The following is a 24,609-nucleotide window of genomic DNA, read 5'->3' on the forward strand; positions in this document are numbered from 1 at the left end:
ATCGTAGTTCTGCGTAACCCTTACTCAGTAGTGCGTATAGCTTACGCAGTAGCGTAAGGCGCGCCCAAGAAGCCATCACAAGCCGCCGCCGGGAGAAGCCACCCCATGCCACCCACACGAGCCCCAGCCATAGAAGCGACAGCCCTCACCAAGACGTACGGAGCCGGAGCCGGATCTCACTCCAAGGCAGGCCCCCGCCGCCCGATCCCCGTACTCCGAGGCATCGACCTCCACGTGCCGCCGGGCACCGTCTTCGCGCTCCTGGGCCCGAACGGTGCCGGCAAGACGACGGCCGTCCGTATCCTCACCACGCTCGCCACCGCGGACGCGGGCACGGCGCGGGTGGCAGGCCATGACATCCGTACGGGGCGTCGCGAGGTCCGCCGCGCGATCAGCCTCACCGGCCAGTTCGCGGCGGTCGACGAGACGCAGACCGGCACGGAGAACCTCCGCATGATGGCGCGGCTCGCGGGCCTTTCCCGCCCCGCGGCCCGCGCACGGGCGGCGGAACTCCTGGCCCGCTTCGACCTGACGGCAGCGGCCGACCGCCTGGTCCGCACGTACTCGGGGGGCATGCGCCGCCGGGTGGACCTGGCGGCGGGCCTGGTGGGCGAGCCGGAGGTCATCTTCCTCGACGAGCCGACGACGGGCCTCGACCCGCGCAGCCGCCACGAGATGTGGGAGGTGGTACGCGACCTGACGGCGCAGGGCACGACGGTCTTCCTGACGACGCAGTACTTGGAGGAGGCGGACCAACTGGCCGACCTGGTGGCGGTGTTGCACGAGGGGAAGATCGTGGCGGAAGGCTCACCGTCGTCCCTCAAATCCCTTCTGCCGGGTCACCGCCTGGAGGCGAGGCTCACCACCCGGGAGGCGTATCTGCGCCTGACCGACCGGGCCACGCACCACGCCCCCGAAACCCTGACGCTGGGCTTCCCGACGGACGGCACGGCGGGGAACGTACGCGCCCTCCTGGACGACCTGGACCCGACCCGCACGGACTTCGCGACCTTCACGCTGCGCACGGCAACGCTGGACGACGTGTTCCTGTCCCTCACGGGCCCGTCGCCACGTTCACACACCTCGGGACCGGCCCATGTCTGAAGCCCTGATCATGACCGGCCGGGCGATCCGCATCAGCCGCCGCAACGTGGACGCCCTGGTCACCGCCATGGCGCTCCCGGTGATGATTCTGCTGATCTTCGTCTACTTCTTCGGCGGTGCGATCAAGACAGACACCCGGTCGTACGTCACGTACGTGGTCCCCGGAGTGCTCCTCCTCTGCGCGGGTTTCGGCTCGTCGAACACGGCGATCGCGGTGACGGAGGACCTGAAGGGCGGCATCATCGACCGCTTCCGCTCGCTGGACATCGGCGGCACCCAGATCCTGACGGGCCACGTCTTCGCCTCGGTGGCCCGCAATCTCATCGCCACGACCCTGGTCCTGACCCTGGCCTTCGCGATCGGCTTCCGCCCGAGGGCGACCCTGTCCGGCTGGCTGGCGGCTGCGGCCATCCTCCTGGCCTTCATCCTGGCCCTGTCCTGGCTCTCGGCCGCGGTGGGCCTCCTGGCCAAGTCCCCGGAGGCGGCGGGCGGCTTCACGTTTTTCGTGAGCTTCCTCCCCTACCCGAGCAGCGCCTTCGTCCCCACGACCACGATGCCGCCGTGGCTCCAGCCCTTCGCAGAAAACCAGCCGGTAACCCCCGTAATCGAATCCCTCCGAGGCCTACTCCTCAACCACCCGGTGGGCTCCACCTCATGGGTGGCACTGGCGTGGTGCACGGCCATCGTGGGGGCGTCGGCGGGGGCTTCGGGGGTGCTGTTCAGGAGGCGGACGGCTTGAGGCCCGCATGGGCGCGGTGCAGTCCGAGCGAGGCCTTGGCCGCGTCCAGCGTCATCGCGTACGAATCGACCGCACGCTTCACGTTCGGGCTGTCCATGGCGGCACCGGTCGCGAGCCGGTCCAGGTCCACGTAGGCGGACCGGACGAGTTCGATCCATCGGTACACCGGCCAGTCCTCCTCCCATCCCTTGGTGTACTCGGGCGGGAGCACGCGGGCCCACCGCGCGAACATACGCTGCCGGATCTCGACCCGCGTGGGCGTCAGGTGCAGATGGCGCACCAGGTCGTAGAGGGGGTCCCCGATCATCGCGAGCTCCCAGTCGATCATGGTGAGCCGATCGCCGGACTCGGCCCGCACGAGGTTCCAGGGATTGAGGTCGCCGTGGAGCAGCACCGAGGTGCGGGCCGTGGTCTCGTGCCTTCCGAGGATCTCCTGGAGCCGCCATCCATTCGGCAGCCCCCGGGACCGGGCCTGCCGTTGGGTCTCCTTGGGCAGCGAGTGCACGAAGCGGGCCAGTTCCCTGCTGAGGCTGCCGTAGAAGCTGGTCTTCGACGCGGCGGGATCGAGCCCCTGGCAGTCGACCCGGGTCAGCGCGTGGAGCTGGTCGACGAGGCTGTCCGCCTCGCTGGGCGAGAGACCGTGGACAGGGTGGTCCGGCGGCTGCTCGCCACCGAGCGGGCCTTCGTAGGAGTGGACGGCGAACGGGTCGCCCCGGTCACTGAATCCGAGTGCAAGGATCTTCGGCGCGCTGACCCCGGCCCCCGACTTCTCGATGGCGGCGAGTACGGCGTGCTCACTGAGGAAGCCGCCTTCGCGACGCGGCACGCCTTGTGCCTTCCGCCGCACCACGACGGGATGGTCGACTCCGTCCACCCGCACCACCGTGTTGAGGTGGGCCGTGCCCTTGAACACCCGATGCTGCTGTGCCGCACCCTCGGCAGCCAGCGCCTGGAGGACCGCGGTCCGGGGAAAGTCGGGACGTTCCGGCACGCGGTCGTCGGGCTGCCAGGAGAACGTGGTGACGACCGGTGGACCGCTGACTGCTGCCGCGTGCCGGCTCTCGATGCGGGCCGCCTGCCAGCGGAAGAGCGCCCGCTCGACCGCGCTCTCCTCAGGCACAGAGGTGAGGCCCAGCACTTTCTCCGCCGCCTGCAGGCACTGACGCACGGATTCGGCAGCCGTACCGAGCCGTGTGCTGTCGAGCGTCTCCCCGAGAGACCGGGCCGCCCTCATCACGTCGAGATGGACGGCACGGACCTGCTCGAGGGCGATGTAGTTCCAGACGTCCCTGTCGACCCTGGTGACGGCCGAGGGTCTCCTCTTGCGCATGGCGAGCGCCCAGGCCTCGATGACCTCCTGCCACTGGAATTCGGGATAGCGCATGCGCACCAGGTGCGACGCCAGGTCGTACGCGGGGTCGCCGTACGTCGCCTGGGACCAGTCCAGGCTGACCGGCTGATCCCGGTCGCAGGAGAAAAGGGCGGTGGCGCGACGCAGGTCTGTGTTCAGAAGGCTGTACGGGCGCCTGGCCATCGAGGGCGCCCGCGCCGCGCACTGGACCAGGGCGTCCGGCGCGATCCCGAAGGCGCCAAACAATCCGCCGAATTCAGCCCAATTGGACTGCACGTCTCGCTCGTGCAGGTGCCGGGCGAGTTCCCGCAGAAACCCTCCGCTGTCCTTCTCGTCGTGCGGCCAGGCGCCGACGGGGGCCGGCAGGGACTCCTTGCGCACCAGGACCAGCTGCGCCAGCAGTTCGGCCAGGGACGTGATCCGTCCTGGGTCGACCGGTTTACCGTCCTCGCAGAATTGCTCCAGGGGTACGCCGACCGTGTAGCGCAGCGCCGCCAGGTCCTCCTGTGTGACCAGGTGATCCGGTAGCTCGCGCAGTACGGGGCGAACGGCACGGAAGACCAGAGACTCGTTCGTCCAGGCGCTGATCGCCACGTGCTGCTCCTGATGCTCGCGCGCGTACCCGAAATTGCCGCACAGCCTAATGACACGCACTGTTCCGCGCGACGCGAGGGCAGCACATGGGCGAGAGTTGCCATGGAGGTAACGCGCCTGTGCGCCCGGCGTTACTCGCTGAGCAGTTCCCAGCAGGAGTTGAACCAGGACTCCATGGAACGGACGAACAGCGAACCCTGGGACTCCGCCCCAGGAGTCTCTTCCTTCACGTAGTGGCTCAGGTCCGAACCCAGGCCGAGGACATCCACGACTTCGATCTCTTCGCCGTCGTCCATGACGATGCGGCGCTGCACCACCTCGTAGGGACCAAAGAGCGCCGTGACCCCGTTCAGGACGTAGAGCTTGAACGTCGGCACCAGGGGGACCCTCCGTATCTCCACCGTCGCGGACGGCACCAGGCCCTGGCTCTGCAGTTCGCGCAGCACACGGCGCAGCGACTCGGTGTGGGCCCGAGTTATGGAGCGCAGTCGCTCCTGCGGCCGTGGATCATCCGGATCATGCTTCGCCCGCGGGTAGGGCAGTGGCGACGACTCCGACGGGAGCAGCATCCGGACCGTGATCCGCTCCGGGTGGATCTCTCGGGACGTGATGCGGTCCGCCTGCAGCCGGACATGGGCGTCGAGCGATTCGGAGGTCAGCAGGGCGACGTCGAGCGTGACCTCGGGGTGCTCGAAAGCCTGGTCGATGAGCTTTCCCAGGTGGACCCGCTCTGCCGCAGGGCCCGCCGAGTGCACCCTCGACACCTTGACGACGCGCGCGCCGCTGCCTTGCCTGGCCTCGATCCAGCCTTCACCGATGAGGACGCGAAGCACCCGCTGGATGGTGTCCCGCGAAACGCCGAACTCCTCGGCGAGATGTCGCTGGGTGGCCAGACGCGATCCGACCGCGTACGTGCCGTCCGACAGCCACTCGCGCAGCTGATCGAGGACACGCTGGAACTCCTTGCCTCCCGGACCGAGTCGCTCGTCACTCACACAGCGACCGTACCGCTCACGCCCGCCAACCGTGCCAATTTCAGTCAACTACGCATCGACATATGCCCTTTGGTTAGTCGATGTTGCCGCCGGGGGACAACTCCCTGAAACAACCAGCCCAATTGGAATGATCGCGAGGATTTGATCGCGGGGGAGAAGGAATCATGGCCATCGCCCAATTGCTGTCGGCCCTCATGGTCGTCGGCGTCGAACAGTTCATACAGTGGCGGTACGGGATGGTGGGGCTCATCTGCCTGGCACTGCTGTTCGCGGGCACCCGGGCGCGCAACGTGAACTGGATTGCCCTGGGCGCGGTCGGCCTGCTGCTCTCCATGGTGCAGGCCCCCTGATCAGCCTCGGCTCAGCCCTTCGTACGGAGGATCTCGAGTACGGGCTCGAGCGAGCTCACGATGTGCTCGCGCTTGACCTTCGCATCGCGCAGCAGCCTCATCTTGCGCTCGTTCCGGGCGTAGCCGAGAAACGTCACTCCGGCCTCGACCGCGGCCTCGTGATCCGTCGCGGCGTCGCCGATCATCAGCGCGTCGGAGGGTGCGGCGCCCATGGCGCTCAAGGCACGCTTGATGCAGTACGGATTCGGCTTGAGCAGATCCAGGTCCTGGGTGCGGCCGTAGACGTGCGGGGCGAAGCAGCGGGTGAGGTTGCGCGACTCGAGGTATTTCGTCACCGCACGCGCGGAATTGTTGGTGGTGATGGCGAGCCTGGTATCGAGTTGGACCCAGGTCTGGATCACCGGATCGGCGTACGGCGTGGGCCAGGCGGTGTCCGTCGCCTTCAGCTCTTCCTGAGTGAGCTGCTCCTCGATCTCGGTGATCAGATCGCTGCCGGGGTGCCGAGCGGCGACGGCGCGCATGACGGCCTGAGGATCCCCCGACTTCAGTACCTCTTCCGGCAGCGGTCCACGCAGGCCTCGCTCCGCGAACCCGCGCACCATGCCCGCGGCGATCCGCTCCGCCGAGTGCCCGGCGAACAGCCGGCAGATGGGGCCGTCGAAGTCGAAGAGGACGTAGCGGGCGCGTTCGATCAGTTCCCGCAGGTTTTCGGTCTCTTCTGCCATCCACTCAGTCTGCGTCGTATCAGGAGTCACTAAGAGAGTGTCAGCTCCGTCGCGATGGTTGCCCAGAGCGCGTCGAACCATTTCTGGGACTCGTCGACGAACGCGGCGTCCCGCGGGGCCGCGTTCCTGTCGAAGGAGAACAGGGGCGACTTCAGTCCGGACACGTCGAACGCCTCCATCTCCGCGCTGCCGAAGTCCAGCATGCTGCGCTCGATCGTGTAGTAGGCCAGGAGCGCCTCCCGCTGGTTCAGGAGGTACAGCTTCACCGGCGGCGTGAACGGCAGCGCGCGGAACGAGACGTCCACGTCGATGCCGTGCGAGGCCCGCAGCGCACGCAGGTTGTGCCGCAGGACCTGCCCCTGGGTGTTGCGCAGGGCCAGCCAGCGCTGGTGGACCCTGCCGTCCGCGTCGCCCTGGCCGTTGACCGGTCTGGGGAAAGCGAGGTCGATGTCGCTGCTGGGCAACAGGATGCGGACGTTGATCGATGCGGGGCGGATGCGCCCCTCGTGGATGCGCCGCAGCGGATCACCGAGCGCCAGGATCAGTGTCTCCGCCGTGTACGAGACGACGTCGATCTGCACCTGCGGCTCCGAGAACGCCGCCGCCAGCCGTGGTGCAAGGCCCACCATCGAGGCCTGCGGCTCCGAGCCCGCCGCGGTCGGGCCCGGGGGTTCCGCGGCGATCCGTGGTGGGCTGCCCTTGCTCACGTTGGCCAGTAGTCCGTCGTCCTGCAGTGTCCTCAGCGCCTGCCGCACCGTCCCGCGTTCCACGCCGAACTCCTCCGCGAGCACCGCTTGGGTGGGGAGGCGGTCGCCCGGTTTGAGGTCGCCGGTGCGGATGCGGTCGCGGAGGGTGTCTGCGATGTCCTGGGGAGTGAGTTTTCTGCTGCCGTTCACTGCAACGTTCTCCTGGGTCACGACCAGACGATACAACTCCGCGCCATCTCAGGGCAGTTGTCTCGAAGTTGTTTATGTTGTGGGACCAAGTGGGGACAACTTAAGTGAAGTTGGTTGCCAACTCAGTTGAGGTGGCAGAAGGGGGAACCATCATGGCCGTCCTCGCCCTCCTCGCAGCAGCGTCCGTCGTCATCTTCGAGCAGTTCGTGCAGTGGCGGTACGGGCCCGTGGGCATCGTCGGGCTCCTGCTCCTGACCGTCGGAATCAAGGCGAAGAGCCCCACCTGCAGCTCCATCGGAGCCGTCGTCCTCGCGCTGACGATGACCGGCCCCGCCCTCTGAGCTAGCCGCGCGCCAGTTCCAGGTCCTGGCTGATCGTGCCCCACAGCGCGTTGAACCAGAGATGGGACTGCTCCACGAACGTCGTGTCCCGCAGGCCGTCACCCTGGTGGAAGGGGAAGAGCATCGACTGCGCGCCCTGGGCGTCGTACATCTCCAGGTACTCGTGGTCGATCTCTTCGCTCTGCTTGGCCAGCGTGTAGTACGCGAACAGTGCCTCTGAGCCGTTGAGCAGATACAGCTTCACCGGCGGCGTGAACGGCAGCGCGCGGAACGAGACCTGTACGTCGATGCCGTGCGAGGCCCGCAGCGCCCGCAGATTGTGCCGCAGGACCTGCCCCTGCGCGTTCCGCTGGTCGAGCCAGCGCCTGTGCACCTGGCCGCTCTCGTCGTCCCCGCTGTCCACCGGCGCCGGAAAGGCGAGGTCGATGTTGCGGCTCGGCAGCAGCACCCGGACGTCGACCTTGGCCGGTTTCAGCTGTCCGGCGTGAATCTGACGGAGGGGTTCCCCGATCGCCATGGTGAGCGAGATGGAGGTCAGACAGAGCGCGTCGATCTCCACATGGGGGGCCTCGAACGCCGCCGCGATGCGCGGGGCGAGGCCGACCATGGTGGGCTGCGGCTTCATGCCACCGGGCCCGGCCAGCGCCTGCTTCGAGGTGACCGCGACCGTGGCCGGGCTCCCCTTGGACACGTTCGCCAGCAGCTTCTCGCTCTGCAGGGTGCGCAGCGCCTCGCGTATCGCGCCGCGCTCGACGCCGAACTCGTCGGCGAGCTCGGCCTGGGTCGGCATGCGTTGGCCCGGCCGCAGCGCACCGGACCTGATCCGGTCGCGCAGTTCGTCGGCCACCTCGTGGTGCGACCTAGGTGGCCTCTTCATCCCGTTGACGGGTGCAGGTTCCGGGCTCACAACCAAACAGTACAACTTCGCGCCATCTTTGGGGAGTTGCTCGGAAGGTGGTTATGAATCGAGCCATCGCGGAGATAACTCAGATGAAGTTGGTAGCCAACTTAGGCAACCTGGCAGGAACCCCTAGGGGTTGGCCGCCAGTAGTCCGCCACCGGATGGCCACCGACCGGAGGGGACGGGGTTCGCATGCCCCGTCCCGAAAGGGGGAACGTCATGCCGCTCATCGCCATCGTCATCGCCGCCCTCGCCATCGGATTCGAGCAGCTCATCCAGTGGAAGTACGGACCGTTGGGCATCGTCGCCTTCGTCCTGCTGACCGTGGGCATCAAGGCCAAGAACACCAAAATCAGCGGCGTCGGGGCTGCGCTCCTCGTCCTGCTGCTCGCCCAGTCGGGCTGACAGAGCTGGTTGGCCGGGCCCCCATCCGGAGGGGAGCCGGGAGCCCGGTCAGCCATCAGCGCGTCATCCACACGGGCTCAGCGCCCGTACGCGGGCCCAGCGCCCGTATGCGGGCCCAGCGCCCGTACCCGGCTCCAGCGACCGTCCCCGGGCTAGAACGCCGCCCGGATCTCCCCCACCTCCGCCGCACCGCCCAGCAGGGGCGCGCGGCCGACGCGGGTGAGTACGTCGTCCTCCACTCCCGCCAGGCGCAGCGCACGGGCCAGGACGGGGCCAAGAGCCCGTATCCCGCCGTCGTCCACCTTGAAGGCCAGCGCACGGCCGTCCGGCAGCGCGAACGCCTGGACCGCCTCGGCGCCCATCTTGGACAGGGCGCCCGGGATCTCCCGCATGAGCCAGGTGTCGGGGCGGCGCGTGCCGGCCACGTACTCCGGGTGGGCCCGCATCGCGTCCGCGACCCGCCGCTCCGCCGAACCCTCGGGGGCGAGGACGAAGTGCCGGAAGGCGCGGGCGAGGCCGGTCAGGGAGATCGCCATCAGGGGCGCGCCGCAGCCGTCCGTGCCGACGGCCGCCACCCGCTCCCCCGCCGCTTCCTCGACCACCTGGAGGATCAGCCGCTGGAGAGGGTGCTGCGGGTCCAGGTAGGAATCCGTGGGCCAGCCGTTGAGCTCGCACACCGCCAGCATGGACGTGTGCTTGCCGGAGCAGTTCATCGTTACCCGGTCACGAACGGCACCCGCTGCCAGATATGTCTCAGCCTCGACCGCGTCTAGCGGGAGGTCCGGCGGGCACTGCAGGTCCGCCGCCGTCAGACCGCGCTCGGCCAGCATCTTCTGGACGAGGTCCCGGTGGAACACCTCCCCGGAGTGGCTCGCTGCGGTCAGCGCGAGGCGCTCGCCCGCCAGGTCGAGCCCCGCCCGCAGCACGGCGGCCGCCTGCATCGGCTTGTTCGCCGACCGCGGGAAGACGGGAGCCGTCACGTCCCCCATCGCGAGCTCCACACTGCCGTCCGCCGCGAGCAGCACCAGACTTCCCCTGTGACGGCCCTCGACGAAGCCTGAACGTACGACCTCGGCGAGGACCGGGGATATGACAGGGGTGGCGGCGGACTCGACGGACGTGGAGGTCATCTTCGGCCTTCCGGGGCGGGGGTGGCGTCACGGGCCGCCCGCGAAGGCCGGGATCACCGGGTCACGCGAGCAGGTCGTCTACTTGTGCTTCACCTTCACGGTACCTGCGGGCGATCTCCGCACTGCAATCGTCCGCCGTGCGCTGCAGCTGCTGGCGGCGCCGGGAAACCTGCTGCTCGTAGCGGACGAGGCGCCCCATGGCCGTGTGCAGCTCGTCGTCCGTGCGGGCGTCCAGGTCGGAGAGCTCGACCTCGGCGAGCATCTCCGTCGCCAGGAGACCGACCTCCACGCTGTGCGGCGTGCCCAGCGTCACATGCCGGGCCGACGAGCGATGCCGGGCCGGCCCGTCCGTCAGGATCTCGGAGAGCCGGTGCACGAGCGGCCCCTCCGGCTGTGGCGCCGTCGGGTCCTTACGGCGCGCCACCTCGGCCCGCAGGATGTCGATCCGGCCCTGCAGCAGGCGCCGGACATAGCTCAGGTCCGCCTCGTTCTGCTGCGCTTCCCTGCGCAGCTCACGCAGCTCACGCAGGAGCAGCGCGGCGAGGTCGTGCACGGGCTGCTCGGACAGCACCGCACTGCCTGTGATCGCACTGCCTGTGACTGCAATGCCTGTGACCGCACTGCCCGTGACCGCACTGCCCGTGCGCTGCATGGGCGGGCGCGCCGCGTTCGTACGACGCGCGACGCTCATGCGGGTCAGCGACACAGATCCGGGCGGCTGTCCCGTACTTGGTGTGCTCATGTGGCTCTACCGTCCCCTCGACCGGCGCGGTACACCGCGTGTGAGCATGGTGCCACCCCCGGTGGCCGCTATGTGAGCGAGTGCCCCCAATCGGCCCCAGATGGGGGGTTCAGGACACCCCATGGGCGGCGCATCCGGCGGCGCACCACGGCCGTTCGGAGCAGGCGCCTGAGCGGGCGCCTGACCAGACGGCCGAGCAGGCATGATGGGCCGTATGCGTGCTGTGGTGCAGAGGGTGGACGGGGCGAGCGTCGTCGTCCCGGGCGAGAACGGCCCCGAGACGGTCGGCGAGATCGACGGCGAGGGACTGTGTGTCCTGGTGGGCGTGACCCACGAGGACACCAAGGAGAAGGCGGCCCAACTGGCCCGCAAACTCTGGTCCGTTCGCATGCTGGCCGACGAGAAGTCCTGCTCGGACATCGACGCGCCCCTGCTGGTCATCAGCCAGTTCACGCTGTACGGCGACGCGAGGAAGGGCCGCAGGCCCACCTGGAACGCCGCCGCGCCCGGCGACGTGGCCGAGCCCCTCGTCGACGAGGTGGTCGCCCAACTGCGCGCGCTGGGCGCGACGGTGGCGACGGGGCGCTTCGGCGCACAGATGCGGGTGTCCCTGACGAACGACGGCCCGTTCACGGTGCTGCTGGAGATGTGACCGGGCCGCACTGAACCGCCGCTTCGCGACGGATTTTTCCCGCCCACCCACCCGATCACCCCGGGGTGCCGGGTGGGTGGGCGGGAAAAATTCGCCGCGAAGCGGCGCAAAGAGTCGCCGCCGAACGACGGCAGGACACAGCCCGCAAGCAACCCGCAGGGCCATCGAGCGCCACCGCTCAAGACCAGCCGTCAGGCTACGGCTCGACCACGACCTCCTGGGCCGCCGCCGTGCCCCCCGCGCTCAGCGCCGCGTCCAGCGGCACGTTCCGCTTCACCAGGGCCAGCGCGATCGGGCCCAGCTCATGGTGGCGTACCGCCGTCGTGACGAAGCCGAGCTTGCGGCCCTCCTCGCCCTCCGAGGCAAGGCGCAGCTCCGTGCCGGCCACCGGCAGATGGACCTCGCTGCCGTCCAGGTGCAGGAAGACCAGGCGGCGCGGGGGCTTGCCCAGGTTCTGGACGCGGGCGACGGTCTCCTGACCGCGGTAGCAGCCCTTCTGCAGATGCACCGCCGTACCGATCCAGCCCAGCTCGTGCGGGATCGTGCGGTGGTCCGTCTCGAAGCCGAGCCGCGGCCGGTGCGCCTCCACGCGCAGCGCCTCGTAGGCGAGGATGCCGATCGCGGGGCCGCTCTCCTCGGCGTACGACTCCAGGGACGCACGCGGCAGGAAGAGATCCCGGCCGTGCGGCGTCTCGCGTACGACGACACCGTCCGGGACCGGGGCGATCGAACCGGCCGGCAGATGCACGACCGCGAACTCGTCCGTACGGTCGGCCACTTCGACCCGGTTGAAGAACTTCATGCTCTCCAGATACGCGACAAGCGCGTCCTGCGTGCCGGGCTCCACATGAGCCCACACCGTCTCGCCGTCGTCCACGAGATAGAGGGCGTGCTCGATGTGGCCGTTCGCGGAGAGGATCAGCGCCTCGGTGGCCTGGCCGACCGGCAGCTCCGTCACATGCTGGGTGAGCAGCAGATGCAGCCAGCTCAGCCGGTCGGGTCCGGAGACGGTGACGACACCGCGGTGCGAGAGGTCGACGAAACCGGTGCCGTCGGCGAGGGCGCGCTGCTCGCGGAACAGGTCGCCGTAGTGGGCGGCGACGCCTTCGTCCACGCCCTCGGCGGGGACGGCGCCGGGCAGGGACAGGAGGGGGCTCTTCATGTTCACCCACACTACGACCTGCCGGTGGGCGTACTTATTCCTTGCCGGAGCCCCCGGACTTCGCGCCGGAGCAGTTCTCGCAGCGCCCGAAGATCGCGAAGTGCTTCAGGTCCGTGTCGAAACCGAAGGTCTCCCGCAGTTTCGCGGTGAACTCCGCGGCCACCGAGACATCCGCCTCGATGACGTTCGTACAGTCCCGGCACACCAGGTGCAGATGGTGGTGGCGGTCCGCGAGGTGGTACGTCGGCGCACCGTGCCCCAGATGCGCGTGGCTGACCAGACCCAGCTCCTCCAAGAGCTCCAGGGTGCGGTAGACCGTGGAAATGTTGACCCCCGACGCCGTCTTCCGCACTTCGGAGAGGATGTCGTCGGGGGTCGCGTGCTCAAGGGTGTCGACGGCTTCGAGGACCAGCTGGCGCTGCGGCGTCAGACGGTAGCCGCGCTGTCGCAGGTCGCTCTTCCAGTCGGAATCGGTGCTCGCCACACAGGCAGTCTAGGCCAGTCGGTGCCGCGGCCCATTGGAAGAAGCTGCGGCCTACTTGAAGAAGGCGATGCCGTCGTCCGGCAGATCGCCCAGGCCCCTGGCCATCTCGGCGACGTCCTCGGGCGTGACGACCTTCTTCAGCTGCGCCGACATGTACGGACGCAGCGGCACCTCGGGGGTCTGCTTCTCGCCGACCCACATCAGGTCGCCCTTCACATACCCGTAGAGGCGCTTGCCGCCGGTGTACGGGCCGGAGGCCGCCGTGCGGGCGACCGCGTCCGTGACCAGGTCGATCTGCGGCTTCTGGTCGGCGAGCTCGCCGTACCAGACCTCGACGACGCCGTCGTCGCGGACCATCACGGTCTCGACCTTGCGGTCCTTGTCGATGCGCCAGAAGCCCGACTCGGACTCCAGCGGCTTCACCTTGTTGCCCTCGGCGTCGAGCACCCACGTGTGCGAGTGGTACTCGATGAAGTCCCGCCCGTCATGGGTGAAGGACACTTCCTGGCCGAAATTCGCCTTCTCGGCGCCGGGGAAGTCGGTGACGCCCGCGCCGGCCCAGTTGCCGAGGAGCCAAACGAGGGGCACGAGGTCGGGGTGCAGGTCGGACGGAATCTCGATCATGGGAAGCTCAGACGATCTCTAGGTGGCGTACGGGACGTACGGGGCTCAGCGCTGACCCTGGTACAGCTTCTTCACGGACAGGGCGGCGAACGCGAGAACGCCGACGCAGACCAGAACCAGCAGGGCGGAGAAGAAGGCCTCAAGCACGGGGTGCTCCTCGGTGAGCTATCGGGCAGGTATCAGAGCCGCTCCCACTGTAGTCGTGCGCGGCCCGCCGCTCGCTGCGAGGTGGCCTTACGGGTGACCGCGCCGATGGCCATACGATGCGGCCATGGCGAAGAAGCTCGTGATCAAGGTGACCGCCGGGGCCGACGCCCCCGAGCGCTGCTCGCAGGCCTTCACGGTGGCGGCGGTGGCCGTGGCCAGCGGCGTCGAGGTCTCCCTCTGGCTGACCGGCGAATCCGCGTGGTTCGCGCTTCCGGGCCGCGCGGCGGAGTTCGAACTGCCGCACGCGGCACCGCTCCCCGACCTGATCGACTCGATCCTGGCCGCGGGCCGCATCACGCTCTGCACGCAGTGCGCGGCGCGCCGCGACATCACCGAGAAGGACGTGCTCGAGGGAGTACGGATCGCGGGCGCGCAGGTCTTCGTGCAGGAGGCCATGACGGACGGCACGCAGGCGCTCGTCTACTGACGGCGCCGCTTCCCGTCCAGCTCGTCCCACCACTCGTCGGACTTCGAGTCCCCCGAGGGGTCGTCCCACCAGCGGTCATCGGCGCCGCGCCGGTTCGCCACCATCGCGGCGACCGGCGGGATCACCATCGCCACGACACACATCCCGACGGCGACGGGGATGGACCAGAGCCTCACCACGCCCCACGCCAGGACGAAGAGGGCGATGCACGTCCCCATCAGGGCGAAGTAGGCGTGCCGCCTTCGCGCGTACATACATCCAGCGTATGCCGAAGGGCCGCACCCCGACCCGGTGGCGTCCAACCCCCTGGGGTGCGGCCCTCCGGCCGTCAGTGATCCGCTGTCGTCAGACCGCGATCGCGACCTCCGCGAGGCCGCCCGTCTGGGCTACCACCGTGCGGTCGGCCGTGCCGCCCGGGATGAGGGCGCGCAGCGTCCACGTGCCCTCGGCCGCGTAGAAGCGGAACTGGCCGGTGGCCGAGGTGGGGACCTCGGCGGTGAACTCGCCGGTCGAGTCGAGCAGGCGCACGTAGCCGCTGACGGGCTCGCCGTCGCGGGTCACCTGGCCCTGGATGGTGGTCTCGCCGGGCTTGATGGTCGAGGCGTCGGGGCCGCCGGCCTTCGCTCCACACATATGTCGATTCCGTCCTTCAGGCCTTGTGGGGTTACTTGTTGGCGCCGAGCTCGATCGGCACGCCGACGAGGGAGCCGTACTCGGTCCAGGAGCCGTCGTAGTTCTTGACGTTGGTCTGGCCGAGCAGCTCGTGCAGGACGAACCAGGTCAGGGCCGAACGCTCACCGATGCGGCAGTACGCGATGGTGTCCTTGGACAGGTCGACCTGCTCGTCCTCGTAGAGGGCCTTGAGCTCGTCGTCCGACTTGAAGGTGCCGTCGTCGTTGGCGTTCTTCGACCACGGGATGTTGCGCGCGGACGGGACGTGGCCCGGACGCTGCGACTGCTCCTGCGGCAGGTGCGCGGGGGCGAGCAGCTTTCCGCTGAACTCGTCGGGCGAGCGCACGTCGACCAGGTTCTGCGAGCCGATCGCGTTGACGACGTCGTCGCGGAAGGCGCGGATCGAGGCGTCCTGGGGCTTGGCCTTGTAGTCCGTGGCGGGGCGGCTGGGGACCTCGGAGCCGTCGACCAGGTCGCGGGAGTCGAGCTCCCACTTCTTGCGGCCGCCGTCGAGGAGCTTCACGTCCTGGTGGCCGTAGAGCTTGAAGTACCAGAAGGCGTAGGACGCGAACCAGTTGTTGTTGCCGCCGTAGAGGACGACGGTGGTGTCGTTCGCGATGCCCTTGGCCGAGAGGAGCTTCTCGAAGCCCTCCTGGTCGACGAAGTCGCGGCGGACCGGGTCCTGGAGGTCGTCGGTCCAGTCGATGCGGATCGCGTTCTTGATGTGGTTCTTGTCGTACGCGGAGGTGTCTTCGTCGACCTCCACGATGGCGACCTTCGGGTCGTCGATGTGGGCCTCGACCCAGTCGGCGTCTACCAGGACGTCGCTGCGGCTCATACTTCTTCTCCTCCGGGGCAGTTACGGCGGGGCTTTGGTGCTGTACGAGGGGTTCGTGACGGGTACGTGCGGTGACTGCGCTGTAGCGCGGCGTACGCGGCACGGGGTGGCCCTGACGGTGTCAACGGGCCGGGGGATACGGGAGTCGGAGCTCCCGCTCAGAAGGTGCGACAGAGCATGGCGGCGACGCGGCACAGGTCTACTGCCCGCCGCTTCGTGAGGTCCGCCTGTCGCTGCATGCGTCCGATCGTAAGGACGCGAGGGCGGCCGTGTCACCGGGGTGTCGGATGCTGAGACGCGATCATCCACGATATGGGATGCGTGGGAGGATGCGGTCCACGGAAAAGCCGCCCGCGCGGGGGCGGGGAGCGGTCTTCGCTCCTGCCGCATCCATCGCGCGGACGGCTTCGTCTCGTACTGCGGAACAGCCGCTCCCGGCGGCCGCTGCGGGCCTCAGCCCGCGAGCTTCACGTGCGTGCCCTTGACCGAGATGTCGACGCCGTCCTGCGCCGGCTCCACCCCGTCGATCTTGATGCCGCCCGGAAGCCCTGTGACCTTCTCCTCGAAGTCGGTCACGTCACGGACCATGCCCTCCGGGAGGGGGATCGAGACGCCCATGACCTCGAACTTCTTCGGGATCTCGTCGGCGTTCACCTTGATCGTGTCGCCCTCGACCGTCACCGAGCTCAGCACGTGCACCGGCTTGGGCAGCTTCGCGCCGCCCTTGCTCACCTCGACCTCGACCTTGATCTTGTTGCCGCCGCCGTCCGAGAGCCCGACCACCTTGCCGGTGGCGCCGAGCGGCAGCTCGACCGGCTCGCCCTGGGCCTGCTTGAGCAGCTCGTCGTACGAGATGTGGGCGGTGCCCGTGGCCTTGTCGGCGGTGGCCGAGCTGTAGTCGCCGGAGAACTCGACGCCCTGCATGCGGGCGTTCAGATCGGCGATGCGGATCTTGTCGGAGCCGGATGCGGCGTCGTAGTCCTTGATGCCGATCTCGACGTCGTCGAGCGTGCCGCCCGCGACCTGGGTCAGGAAGGGAAAGCCCTTGATGGAGACGTCGGGCGTCTCGCTGAGCCCCTCGCTGGTACGCAGCTTCTCCGCCGCCTCGTCCTCGGCGAAGCCCACCGCGAGGCGGTCGGCGCCGACGAAGAGACCCCCCAGGATCACGAGGACGATCAGAAGTATTCGTACGGAGCGCTTCATGTCCGTGTTCCCCCACCTTGTACCCCCGCTTGGCTGTCGTTGTCGCGAGCCTAAAGGACAGGTCCCCGGCCGCAGTGCCCGGCCGGGGACCTGTCGATCAGCTGTGACGATCAGCCGATGGCCCTGCCCAGGAGGTAGACGGCCGGGGCGGCGGCGGCGAGCGGCAGGGCGACACCCGCCGTCATGTGCACGAAGCGCGACGGGTAGTCGTAGCTGGCGACCCGGTGACCGATCAGCGCGCAGACACCGGCGCCGAGACCGAGCAGCGCACCCTTGCTGCCGAGGTCCGTCATGCCGCCGACGGCGATCCCCGCGCCGGCCGCGGCGAGCAGCGCCACGACGACGGAAGCGGGCGTCGGCAGGGGCAGCGCGCGGGCGATCACGGCGACCGCGACGGCGATGCCGCCCACCGTCACGGCGTCGGCGGAGGCCGCGAGGTGCCCGGTCGCGATGATCGCGAGCGCGGCGGACGCGACGGTCGCCATCAGGCCGGCCATCCGCTCGTCGGCGGGGGCGCGGCTGCGCAGCTGGAGCACCAGGACGAGCAGCACCCACACGCCGAGGGTGCCGAGGATCGCGGCGGGCGCGTTCTCCTTGCCGGTGACGAGCAGGGCGATGTCGGCGACGACTCCGCCCATGAAGGCGAGCGCGATGCCCTGCCGGGCGGGCCACATCCCGTTGAGCCGGAACCATCCGGCGGCGGTGACGGCCTGCAGCAGGATCAGCGGTACGAGGAGTGCGTACTGCCCGACGGCGGCCGTACCGGCGAGCAGCAGCCCGAGGACCGCGGTCAGCGCGGCGGGCTGGATCCCCGGCTCTATGATCGGCGACCGCCCTTCGGCGCGGGCGCGCTGGGCGTCGGTGACGCGGGGGTTGCCGGTGGTGGTGGCGGGGCCGTAGGTGGCGGGGGACTCTTCGTCTGCTCCGGCCATGGGCAGGCGTCCCGCAGGGCGATTGGGGTCTCCCCTGCTCGAACGAAGTTGAGAGCTTGGGGAAGGGTGGGCATGGCCACCAAGGCTGCCGGGTTCCGAGTAACCGGGCGCAGGCGACGGCTGCGGCTGCGGCTCCGCGTAGGACTGCGGGGGCAGATAAGCGGTCTCCGTCACGTCCACCACAGGTGAGGGCTGGATCGTCGTGTCCCAGGTCTGCCCCTCCCACTGCTGGGTGTACGGGTCCTGGGCGTACGGCTGCTGCTGGGGGTACGGGTACTGCTGCTGGGCGTACTGCTGATCTGGGGGGTAAGCCTGCGGCTCGGGCGGGTAAGCCTGCGGCTCGGCAGGCGGATAGTCCCCCCGGTAGGGGTCGTACTCCCCGTACCCCTGATAACGCGGATCGCTCATGTCGCTGCTCACCCTCCTGCGAACGGCGGGAGCACCTCGACCGTGCCGCCCTCGGCCAGCCGTACCGTCTCATGCCCACGGGTACCCACGGGGTCGCCGTCGATGAGGAACGAGCATCGCCGCAGTACACGGACCAGCTCTCCGGGGTGACGCTCGCGTGCCGCGTCCAGCGCCTCGGCCAGCGTCGTCGCGGCGTACGGCTCCTCCGCGACACCTGCGGCTGCTTTGGCCGCGGCCCAGTAACGAATGGTGCCGTTCACCATCACAGCTCCTCTCCTTCGGCTCCTTCGGCGGTTGCCGACGTCCATGATGCCGTGGCCCACTCGGCGATCCGACCCAGCAGGACATCGTCCGCCGCGTTCTCCGCGTGCCCCATGCCCGTCTCCAGCCAGAGCTCCGCCCCGCCCCGGGCGGCGGCGGCCAGCATCCGGGGGTGGTCGACTGGGAAGTACGGGTCACGGTCGCCGTGCACGATCAGGAGAGGCGTGGGCGCGATGAGGGGGACCGATTCCACCGGGGAGAGCGGGACGGGGTCCCACTCGTGCGGGTGGATTCGCGTGCGCAGACCCAGGCGGCCCACCACGCGCCCCACGGGCCGCGTCACCACCCAGTGCAGCCGCCGCATCGGCGCCGTCCCCCGGTAGAACCAACGGGCCGGGGCACTCACCGCGACGACCGCGTCAACCCGCGCTTCCGTGCGCCCCCCGTGCGCGGTGCCGGCGAGGGCCGCGTGCCGGAGCACCACGGAACCGCCCATCGAGAAACCCACGGTCACCACGCGTGCGTGACCGAGGGACCGCGCCCACTCGACCGCGGCCGCCAGATCGAGCACCTCGCGGTCGCCGACCGTGGAGAGCCCGCCGGACTGCCCGTGACCCCGGAACGAGAACGTGATCACGGCCGCGGCCTCGGCGAAAACGCCCGCGGCCCGGCGCACGTGCGGCCGGTCCAGATCTCCCGTGAAACCGTGCGCGATCACGATCGCGAGGTCCGTGCCGGGGCCCGTTCCGGGGTCCGGACCGGGCTCGTACAGAGCGTCGATCGCGACTCCGTCCCGTGTACGGAGCGTTGCGCTCCGCTGAACGCGAGTGATGGGTGGCACAGAAGATCGCGCGACTTGACCTGCCGGACCGGAACTCATGTGGGCTATTCTCCTTGGCAGAGGATCCGGGCAGCGAAGCCCCCGGGTCCTTTCGTGCTTTCAGACGCGTGGTGATCCATGGCGCGCAGGGGCCCAGGGCGCGGGCCCCGGAAATCACGGCAGTACCAGGCGACAACAGTACGAAGCAGTGCCGTAAACGTCCTCGCAGGGACCGAGGAGGAACCGACGTTATGGGCGAGCGAAACGTGCACAACCGTATGACGACCCAGGCAGGTGGGCGGCGATGAGTTCTCTGCTGCTCCTCACGAATGCCCTTCAGCCGTCGACGGAGGTGCTTCCCGCCCTCGGCCTGCTGCTGCACAACGTGCGGGTGGCCCCCGCCGAAGGCCCGGCCCTCGTCGACACCCCCGGTGCCGACGTCATCCTGATCGACGGCCGCCGTGACCTCCCGCAGGTCCGCAGCCTCTGCCAGCTCCTCCGCTCCACGGGACCCGGCTGTCCACTCGTCCTCGTCGTCACGGAGGGCGGCCTCGCGGCCGTCACCGCCGACTGGGGCATCGACGACGTACTTCTCGACACCGCGGGCCCCGCCGAGGTCGAGGCGCGGCTGCGGCTCGCGATGGGCCGCCAGTCGATCACCGCCGACGACTCCCCCATGGAGATCCGCAACGGCGATCTCTCCGTGGACGAGGCGACGTACAGCGCGAAGCTGAAGGGCCGGGTCCTGGACCTGACCTTCAAGGAGTTCGAGCTGCTCAAGTACCTGGCGCAGCACCCCGGGCGCGTCTTCACGCGGGCCCAGCTGCTGCAGGAGGTCTGGGGCTACGACTACTTCGGCGGCACGCGGACGGTCGACGTCCACGTACGGCGCCTTCGCGCGAAGCTCGGTGTCGAGCACGAGTCGCTGATCGGCACCGTCCGGAATGTCGGCTACCGCTTCGTCACGCCGGAGAAGGTCGAGCGGGCCACCGACGAGAAGAAGGCGAAGGCGGCGACTCCGCCGGCCGAGGGCGAGCACCGGGAGGTCCCGACGCGCGAGGCGGCGCCTGCCGCGTCCGCCACGACATCCGCGCCGAAGGAAGCTGCCGTACGCCCTGCCCAGCGGTAGTTCCATCCGCGTAGACTCCGCGCGTGGCCAAGGTGACTCGGGATGACGTTGCGCGACTTGCGGGTACTTCCACCGCCGTCGTCAGCTATGTCATCAACAACGGACCTAGGCCGGTTGCCCCGGCCACGCGCGAGCGTGTACTCGCCGCGATCAAGGAGCTGGGGTACCGGCCCGACCGGGTCGCCCAGGCCATGGCGTCGCGGCGGACCGACCTCATAGGCATGATCGTGCCGGACGCGCGGCAGCCGTTCTTCGCGGAGATGACGCACGCCGTGGAGCAGGCGGCCTCCGAGCGCGGAAAAATGGTGCTCGTCGGCAACACGGACTACGTGGACGAGCGCGAGGCCCACTATCTGCGGGCCTTCCTCGGCATGCGGGTCTCCGGGCTCATCCTCGTCAGCCACGGCCTGACGGATTCGGCCGCCGCCGAGATCGACGCGTGGGACGCGCGGGTCGTGCTGCTGCACGAGCGGCCCGAGGCGATCGACGACGTCGCCGTCGTCACGGACGACCTCGGCGGCGCACAGCTCGCCACCCGGCACCTCCTCGAACACGGCCATGAGTACGTGGCGTGCGTCGGCGGCACCGCCGAGACCCCGACCGTCGGCGACCCCGTCTCCGATCACGTCGAGGGCTGGCGGCGTGCGATGCGGGAGGCCGGGCGCTCGGTGGAGGGGCGGCTCTTCGAGGCTCCGTACAACCGGTACGACGCGTATCAGATGGCGCTCGAGCTGCTTGCCCGGCCGGACCGGCCGACGGCGATCTTCTGCTCCACCGACGACCAGGCCATCGGCATCCTGCGGGCCGCGCGGGAGCTGCGGATCGATGTCCCTGAGCAGTTGGCCGTGGCCGGGTTCGACGACGTGAAGGAAGCGGGGCTGACGGACCCGCCGCTGACGACGGTGGCTTCGGATCGGCCTGCGATGGCTCGCGCCGCGGTCGACCTGGTCCTGGACGACGGGCTTCGGGTGGCCGGTTCGCGCCGGGAGCGCTTGAAGCTGTTCCCCTCCCGCCTGGTGGTCCGCCAGTCCTGCGGCTGCGGCTGACGTACCCCCGCCCCGGGCGGCTTTATATCGGGCATACGCACTTCTACCGGTGTTCTCAGGGCGTACTCAGCCGCCTCTCATGAACGCCGCGCAGCCTTGAACCCATGACCGAGACCTTCCGCCACAGCGGCGAGTACCCCCAGCAGCAGCAGTCGTCAGCGCCTGTTCACCATGGCGGTACGCAGGGCGCGTACCCGCCCCCGCCCGCTTTCGCACCGGAAGAGCCGCGGCCGCCGAAGCCTCCGCGCCGACGGGCCAAGGGGCCCATGGCCCTGCTCGCCGCGGTCGCCATCGCGGCGGCGGCCGTCGGCGGCGGCACCGCGTACGCCTTCCAGGAGCTGACCGGCAGCGACGGCACGTCGAGCAGCGCGACCAACACGAACGTCGTGCCCACCAGCCAGAAGGGCACCGTCTCCGGTGTCGCCGAGGCGGTCAGCCCCAGCATCGTGGAGATCAGCGCGAAGTCCGGCTCGGGCGAGGCCACCGGCTCCGGCGTGATCATCACGAAGGACGGCGAGATCATCACGAACAACCACGTGATCTCCGGTGCCTCCTCGGTCAAGGTGACGACGAACGACGGGAAGACGTACGACGCCGAGGTCGTCGGCACGGACAGCAAGAAGGACCTGGCGCTGATCAAGCTCAAGGACGCCTCCGGGCTCAAGCCCGCGAGCCTCGGCAACTCCGACAACGTCAAGATCGGCGACGACGTCGTGGCGATCGGCTCCCCCGAGGGTCTGACCGGCACCGTCACCAGCGGCATCATCTCCGCCCTCGACCGGGACGTCACCGTCTCGACGGACGAGGACCAGGGACAGCAGCAGCAACAGGGCGGCGGCAACTGGCCCTTCGAGTACGGCGGCGAGCAGTTCAACGGCGACACCGGGTCGTCGAAGACCACGTACAAGGCCCTGCAGACCGACGCCTCGCTCAACCCGGGGAACTCCGGCGGCGCCCTCATCGACATGAACGGCAACATCGTCGGCATCAACTCCGCGATGTACTCGCCCAGTTCCTCGCAGGCCGGCTCCGAGTCGGGCTCCGGCAGCGTCGGCCTCGGCTTCGCCATCCCGATCAACACGGTCAAGGCCGACCTGGACACCCTGCGGGCCGGCTCGACCGACTGACCCCGGCCACTCCCCCCGGAGCACCTGGAGGCCGCCATGCCCGGACCCCTGATCACCGTCAACCGCACCCGGCACGCCCTGGCCGCCGCGGCACCGACCTCCCGGCCCGCCGCACGCCGCACGCCCCGCGCGCGCGTGCGAGGCTGATACCGGCCCCGTCCACCGCCCCGCACCCGAGGAAGTAACGAGCCGATGAGCCCCGCCGAAGGCGACCGCGAACAGCTGCGCATCCTGATCGTCGACGACGAGCCCGCCGTGCGGGAGGCGCTGCGGCGCAGTCTCGCCTTCGAGGGGTACGGGACGGAGGTCGCCGTCGACGGCGCCGACGCGCTGGAGAAGGCGGCGGCCTACCGTCCCGACCTCGTCGTGCTCGACATCCAGATGCCCCGCATGGACGGCCTCACCGCCGCCCGGCGGCTTCGCGCGACCGGCTCCCTGACACCCATCCTGATGCTCACCGCGCGCGACACCGTGGGCGACCGTGTCACGGGGCTCGACGCGGGCGCCGACGACTACCTGGTCAAGCCGTTCGAGCTGGACGAGCTCTTCGCCCGCATCCGGGCGCTCCTGCGCCGCAGTTCGTACGCCGCCGGCGCGGGGCAGGCCGAGGAAGGCGACACGCTCGCCTTCGCCGACCTGCGGATGGACCTCGCGACGCGGGAGGTCACGCGCGGGGCGCGCACGGTGGAGCTGACCCGCACGGAGTTCACCCTCCTTGAGATGTTCCTCGCCCACCCCAGGCAGGTGCTCACGCGGGAGCAGATCCTGAAGGCGGTCTGGGGCTTCGACTTCGAGCCGTCCTCCAACTCCCTGGACGTGTACGTCATGTACCTGCGCCGCAAGACGGAGGCGGGGGGCGAGCCTCGCCTCGTCCATACGGTGCGGGGCGTGGGGTATGTGCTGCGGCCGGGTACTGGCGGGGGCGGCGGCGAGTGAAGGGGCTTGTACGGCGGTACCGCTCGATGCCGCTGCGCTCACGCCTGGCGTTGCTGGTGACCTGTGCGGTGGCCTTGGCCGTGGCCGCCGTCGCGGTCTCGTGCTGGCTCCTGACCCGCGCACAGTTGCGGGACCAGATGGACGACTCCCTGCGCAGCCTCAACGTAGGCCGCGGCTATCTCCTGGAGACGACGGCCGACTGCCGCGACACGGGCACCTCTCCGAACGGGGAGACGGCGCCCGGCACCACCACCGTCTTCGTGCAGGTGATCCAGCCGGACGGCACCCGCTGCGTGGGGCGTGGCTCCACCCCCGTGGTGGTCACGGAGACGGACCTGGAAGTGGCGCAGCACGCCCGCACGCCCACCCTGCGCGACGGCAGGACCGAGAGCGGTGCCTCGGTGCGTGTGCTGACGCAGTTGGACCCGGACACCGGTCTGGCCGTGTCCCTGTCGCGCCCGCTTTCCGAGATCGACACCCCCTTGAACAAGCTCGCCCTGCTGCTCGCGGCGGTAGCCGGAATCGGCGTACTGGGCGCAGGAGCCGCCGGCCTCTGGGTCGCCCGCACAGGGCTCCGCCCGGTGGACGAGCTCACGGCAGCGGTCGAGCACGTGGCCCGTACCGAGGACCTGAACCTCAGGATTCCCGCCGAGGGCGACGACGAGATCGCCCGGCTCTCCCGGTCCTTCAACTCCATGACCGCGTCCCTCGCCTCGTCCCGCGACCTCCAGCAGCAGCTCATCGCCGACGCCGGCCACGAGCTGCGCACCCCCCTCACCTCGCTCCGTACGAACATCGAGCTGCTCGCCCGCAGCGAGGATACCGGCCGGGCCATCCCGCCCGACGACCGCAAGGCGCTGCTCGCCTCCGTGACGGCGCAGATGACCGAACTGGCGGCGCTGATCGGCGACTTGCAGGAGCTGTCGCGCACCGACAGTGGGCAGAGCGGAAAGGTGCAGGTCGTGGCCCTGCACGAGATCGTGGACGCGGCCCTTGAGCGCGCGCGGCTGCGCGGCCCCGAGCTGACCTTCGAGGCGGACCTCGCCCCCTGGTTCGTACGCGCCGAGCCCCCGGCGCTTGAGCGGGCCATCGTGAACATCCTGGACAACGCGGTGAAGTTCGGGCCCCCGGGCTCCGCCGTCGAGGTGGCCCTGAAGGGCGGCGCGCTGACCGTCCGCGATCACGGCCCCGGCATCCCCACCGACGAACTCCCGCACGTCTTCGACCGCTTCTGGCGTTCCCCGTCGGCCCGCAGCCTCCCCGGATCGGGCCTCGGCCTGTCCATCGTGGCCCGCACCGTGCACCAGTCGGGCGGCGAGGTGGAGCTGCGGCCCGCCGAGGGCGGCGGGACCGAGGCGACGGTCCGCCTGCCGGGGGCGCCGACCCCGCCCCCCACCGCGGTGTAGGG

The 24,609-nt window shown here is 69.6% G+C and carries 30 protein-coding genes; 12 read left to right on the forward strand and 18 right to left on the reverse strand.

The features are described 5' to 3' along the window. The first annotated feature begins 105 nt into the window (after positions 1-105). On the forward strand, positions 106-1,104 hold the full coding sequence (locus AB0M70_RS40390) for an ATP-binding cassette domain-containing protein (protein WP_365828553.1): 999 nt from the start codon (positions 106-108) through the stop codon (positions 1,102-1,104). Further along, positions 1,097-1,843, forward strand: a complete 747-nt coding sequence (locus AB0M70_RS40395; RefSeq protein ID WP_365828555.1) for an ABC transporter permease — start codon at positions 1,097-1,099, stop codon at positions 1,841-1,843. The genes AB0M70_RS40390 and AB0M70_RS40395 overlap by 8 nt, the downstream gene beginning before the upstream one ends. Here the strand turns inward: AB0M70_RS40395 and AB0M70_RS40400 are convergent. Next, positions 1,824-3,788 (reverse strand): phosphotransferase, encoded by a 1,965-nt coding sequence (locus AB0M70_RS40400; protein ID WP_365828557.1) that lies wholly within the window; start codon positions 3,786-3,788, stop codon positions 1,824-1,826. The genes AB0M70_RS40395 and AB0M70_RS40400 overlap by 20 nt on opposite strands. Positions 3,789-3,919: 131 nt before the next feature. Then, positions 3,920-4,783, reverse strand: a complete 864-nt coding sequence (locus AB0M70_RS40405) for a winged helix-turn-helix domain-containing protein (RefSeq protein ID WP_365828558.1) — start codon at positions 4,781-4,783, stop codon at positions 3,920-3,922. A gap of 164 nt (positions 4,784-4,947) precedes the next feature. On the opposite strand from AB0M70_RS40405, the gene AB0M70_RS40410 reads away from it, so the two are divergent. Then, entirely contained in the window at positions 4,948-5,133 is a 186-nt protein-coding gene (locus tag AB0M70_RS40410) for a hypothetical protein (RefSeq protein WP_365828560.1), read from the forward strand. Between the two features lie 11 nt (positions 5,134-5,144). Here AB0M70_RS40410 and AB0M70_RS40415 read toward each other — a convergent pair whose 3' ends face one another. Continuing rightward, positions 5,145-5,858 (reverse strand): HAD hydrolase-like protein, encoded by a 714-nt coding sequence (locus AB0M70_RS40415; RefSeq protein WP_365828562.1) that lies wholly within the window; start codon positions 5,856-5,858, stop codon positions 5,145-5,147. 29 nt (positions 5,859-5,887) lie between these two features. Further along, complete coding sequence (locus AB0M70_RS40420; protein WP_365828679.1) at positions 5,888-6,781, reverse strand: winged helix-turn-helix domain-containing protein; 894 nt, start codon at positions 6,779-6,781, stop codon at positions 5,888-5,890. A gap of 125 nt (positions 6,782-6,906) precedes the next feature. Here AB0M70_RS40420 and AB0M70_RS40425 point away from each other — a divergent pair, with 125 nt between their 5' ends. After that, positions 6,907-7,095 carry a hypothetical protein gene (locus AB0M70_RS40425; RefSeq protein ID WP_365828564.1) on the forward strand — a complete coding sequence of 63 codons (189 nt, stop codon included), beginning with the start codon at positions 6,907-6,909 and terminating at the stop codon, positions 7,093-7,095. A 1-nt stretch (position 7,096) separates the two neighbouring features. On the opposite strand, the gene AB0M70_RS40430 is transcribed toward AB0M70_RS40425, so the two are convergent. Next, positions 7,097-8,008: a GntR family transcriptional regulator gene (locus AB0M70_RS40430; protein WP_365828566.1), complete on the reverse strand. Its 912-nt coding sequence runs from the start codon at positions 8,006-8,008 to the stop codon at positions 7,097-7,099. Between the two features lie 207 nt (positions 8,009-8,215). Here AB0M70_RS40430 and AB0M70_RS40435 point away from each other — a divergent pair, with 207 nt between their 5' ends. Continuing rightward, complete coding sequence (locus AB0M70_RS40435; RefSeq protein ID WP_363312811.1) at positions 8,216-8,401, forward strand: hypothetical protein; 186 nt, start codon at positions 8,216-8,218, stop codon at positions 8,399-8,401. Positions 8,402-8,553: 152 nt separating this feature from the next. Here AB0M70_RS40435 and AB0M70_RS40440 read toward each other — a convergent pair whose 3' ends face one another. Beyond that, positions 8,554-9,531 (reverse strand): asparaginase, encoded by a 978-nt coding sequence (locus tag AB0M70_RS40440; RefSeq protein WP_365828568.1) that lies wholly within the window; start codon positions 9,529-9,531, stop codon positions 8,554-8,556. Positions 9,532-9,592: 61 nt separating this feature from the next. Next, positions 9,593-10,273: a hypothetical protein gene (locus AB0M70_RS40445; protein ID WP_365828570.1), complete on the reverse strand. Its 681-nt coding sequence runs from the start codon at positions 10,271-10,273 to the stop codon at positions 9,593-9,595. A 214-nt stretch (positions 10,274-10,487) separates the two neighbouring features. Between AB0M70_RS40445 and dtd the strand changes: the two genes are divergently transcribed. Beyond that, on the forward strand, positions 10,488-10,925 hold the full coding sequence (gene dtd, locus AB0M70_RS40450) for a D-aminoacyl-tRNA deacylase (RefSeq protein ID WP_365828572.1): 438 nt from the start codon (positions 10,488-10,490) through the stop codon (positions 10,923-10,925). A gap of 196 nt (positions 10,926-11,121) precedes the next feature. Here the strand turns inward: dtd and AB0M70_RS40455 are convergent, their stop codons facing one another. The 3 genes from AB0M70_RS40455 to AB0M70_RS40465 are packed head-to-tail and all read right to left on the reverse strand — an operon-like array spanning position 11,122 to position 13,195. Further along, a complete protein-coding gene (locus AB0M70_RS40455) occupies positions 11,122-12,087 on the reverse strand; it encodes a folate-binding protein (RefSeq protein ID WP_365828574.1) in 966 nt (321 codons plus the stop codon). Between the two features lie 34 nt (positions 12,088-12,121). Beyond that, positions 12,122-12,571, reverse strand: coding sequence for a transcriptional repressor (locus AB0M70_RS40460; protein ID WP_365828576.1), 450 nt, complete (start codon positions 12,569-12,571; stop codon positions 12,122-12,124). Positions 12,572-12,622: 51 nt separating this feature from the next. Continuing rightward, a complete protein-coding gene (locus tag AB0M70_RS40465) occupies positions 12,623-13,195 on the reverse strand; it encodes an FABP family protein (RefSeq protein ID WP_351168407.1) in 573 nt (190 codons plus the stop codon). Between the two features lie 271 nt (positions 13,196-13,466). On the opposite strand from AB0M70_RS40465, the gene AB0M70_RS40470 reads away from it, so the two are divergent. Further along, positions 13,467-13,829, forward strand: a complete 363-nt coding sequence (locus AB0M70_RS40470) for a DsrE family protein (RefSeq protein WP_365828578.1) — start codon at positions 13,467-13,469, stop codon at positions 13,827-13,829. Here the strand turns inward: AB0M70_RS40470 and AB0M70_RS40475 are convergent. The 8 genes from AB0M70_RS40475 to AB0M70_RS40510 all read right to left on the reverse strand — a co-directional run bounded on the left by AB0M70_RS40475 (position 13,823) and on the right by AB0M70_RS40510 (position 19,023). Continuing rightward, positions 13,823-14,083, reverse strand: coding sequence for a DUF3099 domain-containing protein (locus AB0M70_RS40475; protein WP_365828580.1), 261 nt, complete (start codon positions 14,081-14,083; stop codon positions 13,823-13,825). The two genes, AB0M70_RS40470 and AB0M70_RS40475, sit on opposite strands and share 7 nt — an antisense overlap. Before the next feature lie 91 nt (positions 14,084-14,174). Next, the gene (locus AB0M70_RS40480; RefSeq protein ID WP_160505842.1) at positions 14,175-14,462 is read right to left on the reverse strand and encodes a DUF1416 domain-containing protein; all 288 of its coding nucleotides are present in this window, start codon (positions 14,460-14,462) and stop codon (positions 14,175-14,177) included. A gap of 31 nt (positions 14,463-14,493) precedes the next feature. Next, entirely contained in the window at positions 14,494-15,339 is an 846-nt protein-coding gene (locus tag AB0M70_RS40485; RefSeq protein WP_365828583.1) for a sulfurtransferase, read from the reverse strand. Positions 15,340-15,497: 158 nt separating this feature from the next. Next, positions 15,498-15,578 carry a putative leader peptide gene (locus AB0M70_RS40490; protein WP_351007875.1) on the reverse strand — a complete coding sequence of 27 codons (81 nt, stop codon included), beginning with the start codon at positions 15,576-15,578 and terminating at the stop codon, positions 15,498-15,500. A 214-nt stretch (positions 15,579-15,792) separates the two neighbouring features. Continuing rightward, a complete protein-coding gene (locus tag AB0M70_RS40495; protein WP_365828585.1) occupies positions 15,793-16,542 on the reverse strand; it encodes a DUF2993 domain-containing protein in 750 nt (249 codons plus the stop codon). Positions 16,543-16,652: 110 nt separating this feature from the next. Beyond that, positions 16,653-17,882 (reverse strand): hypothetical protein, encoded by a 1,230-nt coding sequence (locus tag AB0M70_RS40500; protein ID WP_365828587.1) that lies wholly within the window; start codon positions 17,880-17,882, stop codon positions 16,653-16,655. Positions 17,883-17,890: 8 nt separating this feature from the next. Then, positions 17,891-18,145, reverse strand: a complete 255-nt coding sequence (locus tag AB0M70_RS40505) for a MoaD/ThiS family protein (RefSeq protein WP_160505846.1) — start codon at positions 18,143-18,145, stop codon at positions 17,891-17,893. Beyond that, complete coding sequence (locus AB0M70_RS40510; RefSeq protein WP_365828589.1) at positions 18,145-19,023, reverse strand: alpha/beta fold hydrolase; 879 nt, start codon at positions 19,021-19,023, stop codon at positions 18,145-18,147. Before AB0M70_RS40510 ends, AB0M70_RS40505 begins: the two co-directional genes overlap by 1 nt. A gap of 244 nt (positions 19,024-19,267) precedes the next feature. On the opposite strand from AB0M70_RS40510, the gene AB0M70_RS40515 reads away from it, so the two are divergent. The 5 genes from AB0M70_RS40515 to AB0M70_RS40535 all read left to right on the forward strand — a co-directional run bounded on the left by AB0M70_RS40515 (position 19,268) and on the right by AB0M70_RS40535 (position 24,607). Continuing rightward, the gene (locus AB0M70_RS40515; RefSeq protein ID WP_365828591.1) at positions 19,268-20,092 is read left to right on the forward strand and encodes a response regulator transcription factor; all 825 of its coding nucleotides are present in this window, start codon (positions 19,268-19,270) and stop codon (positions 20,090-20,092) included. Between the two features lie 23 nt (positions 20,093-20,115). After that, positions 20,116-21,138 (forward strand): LacI family DNA-binding transcriptional regulator, encoded by a 1,023-nt coding sequence (locus AB0M70_RS40520; RefSeq protein ID WP_365828593.1) that lies wholly within the window; start codon positions 20,116-20,118, stop codon positions 21,136-21,138. A gap of 104 nt (positions 21,139-21,242) precedes the next feature. Further along, on the forward strand, positions 21,243-22,265 hold the full coding sequence (locus tag AB0M70_RS40525) for a trypsin-like peptidase domain-containing protein (RefSeq protein WP_365828595.1): 1,023 nt from the start codon (positions 21,243-21,245) through the stop codon (positions 22,263-22,265). A gap of 192 nt (positions 22,266-22,457) precedes the next feature. Next, on the forward strand, positions 22,458-23,201 hold the full coding sequence (locus tag AB0M70_RS40530) for a response regulator transcription factor (protein WP_365828597.1): 744 nt from the start codon (positions 22,458-22,460) through the stop codon (positions 23,199-23,201). Further along, on the forward strand, positions 23,198-24,607 hold the full coding sequence (locus tag AB0M70_RS40535; protein ID WP_365828599.1) for a HAMP domain-containing sensor histidine kinase: 1,410 nt from the start codon (positions 23,198-23,200) through the stop codon (positions 24,605-24,607). The genes AB0M70_RS40530 and AB0M70_RS40535 overlap by 4 nt, the downstream gene beginning before the upstream one ends. Positions 24,608-24,609: the final 2 nt, after the last annotated feature.

Source organism: Streptomyces sp. NPDC051214 (assembly GCF_040682375.1).
Lineage (GTDB): Bacteria > Actinomycetota > Actinomycetes > Streptomycetales > Streptomycetaceae > Streptomyces.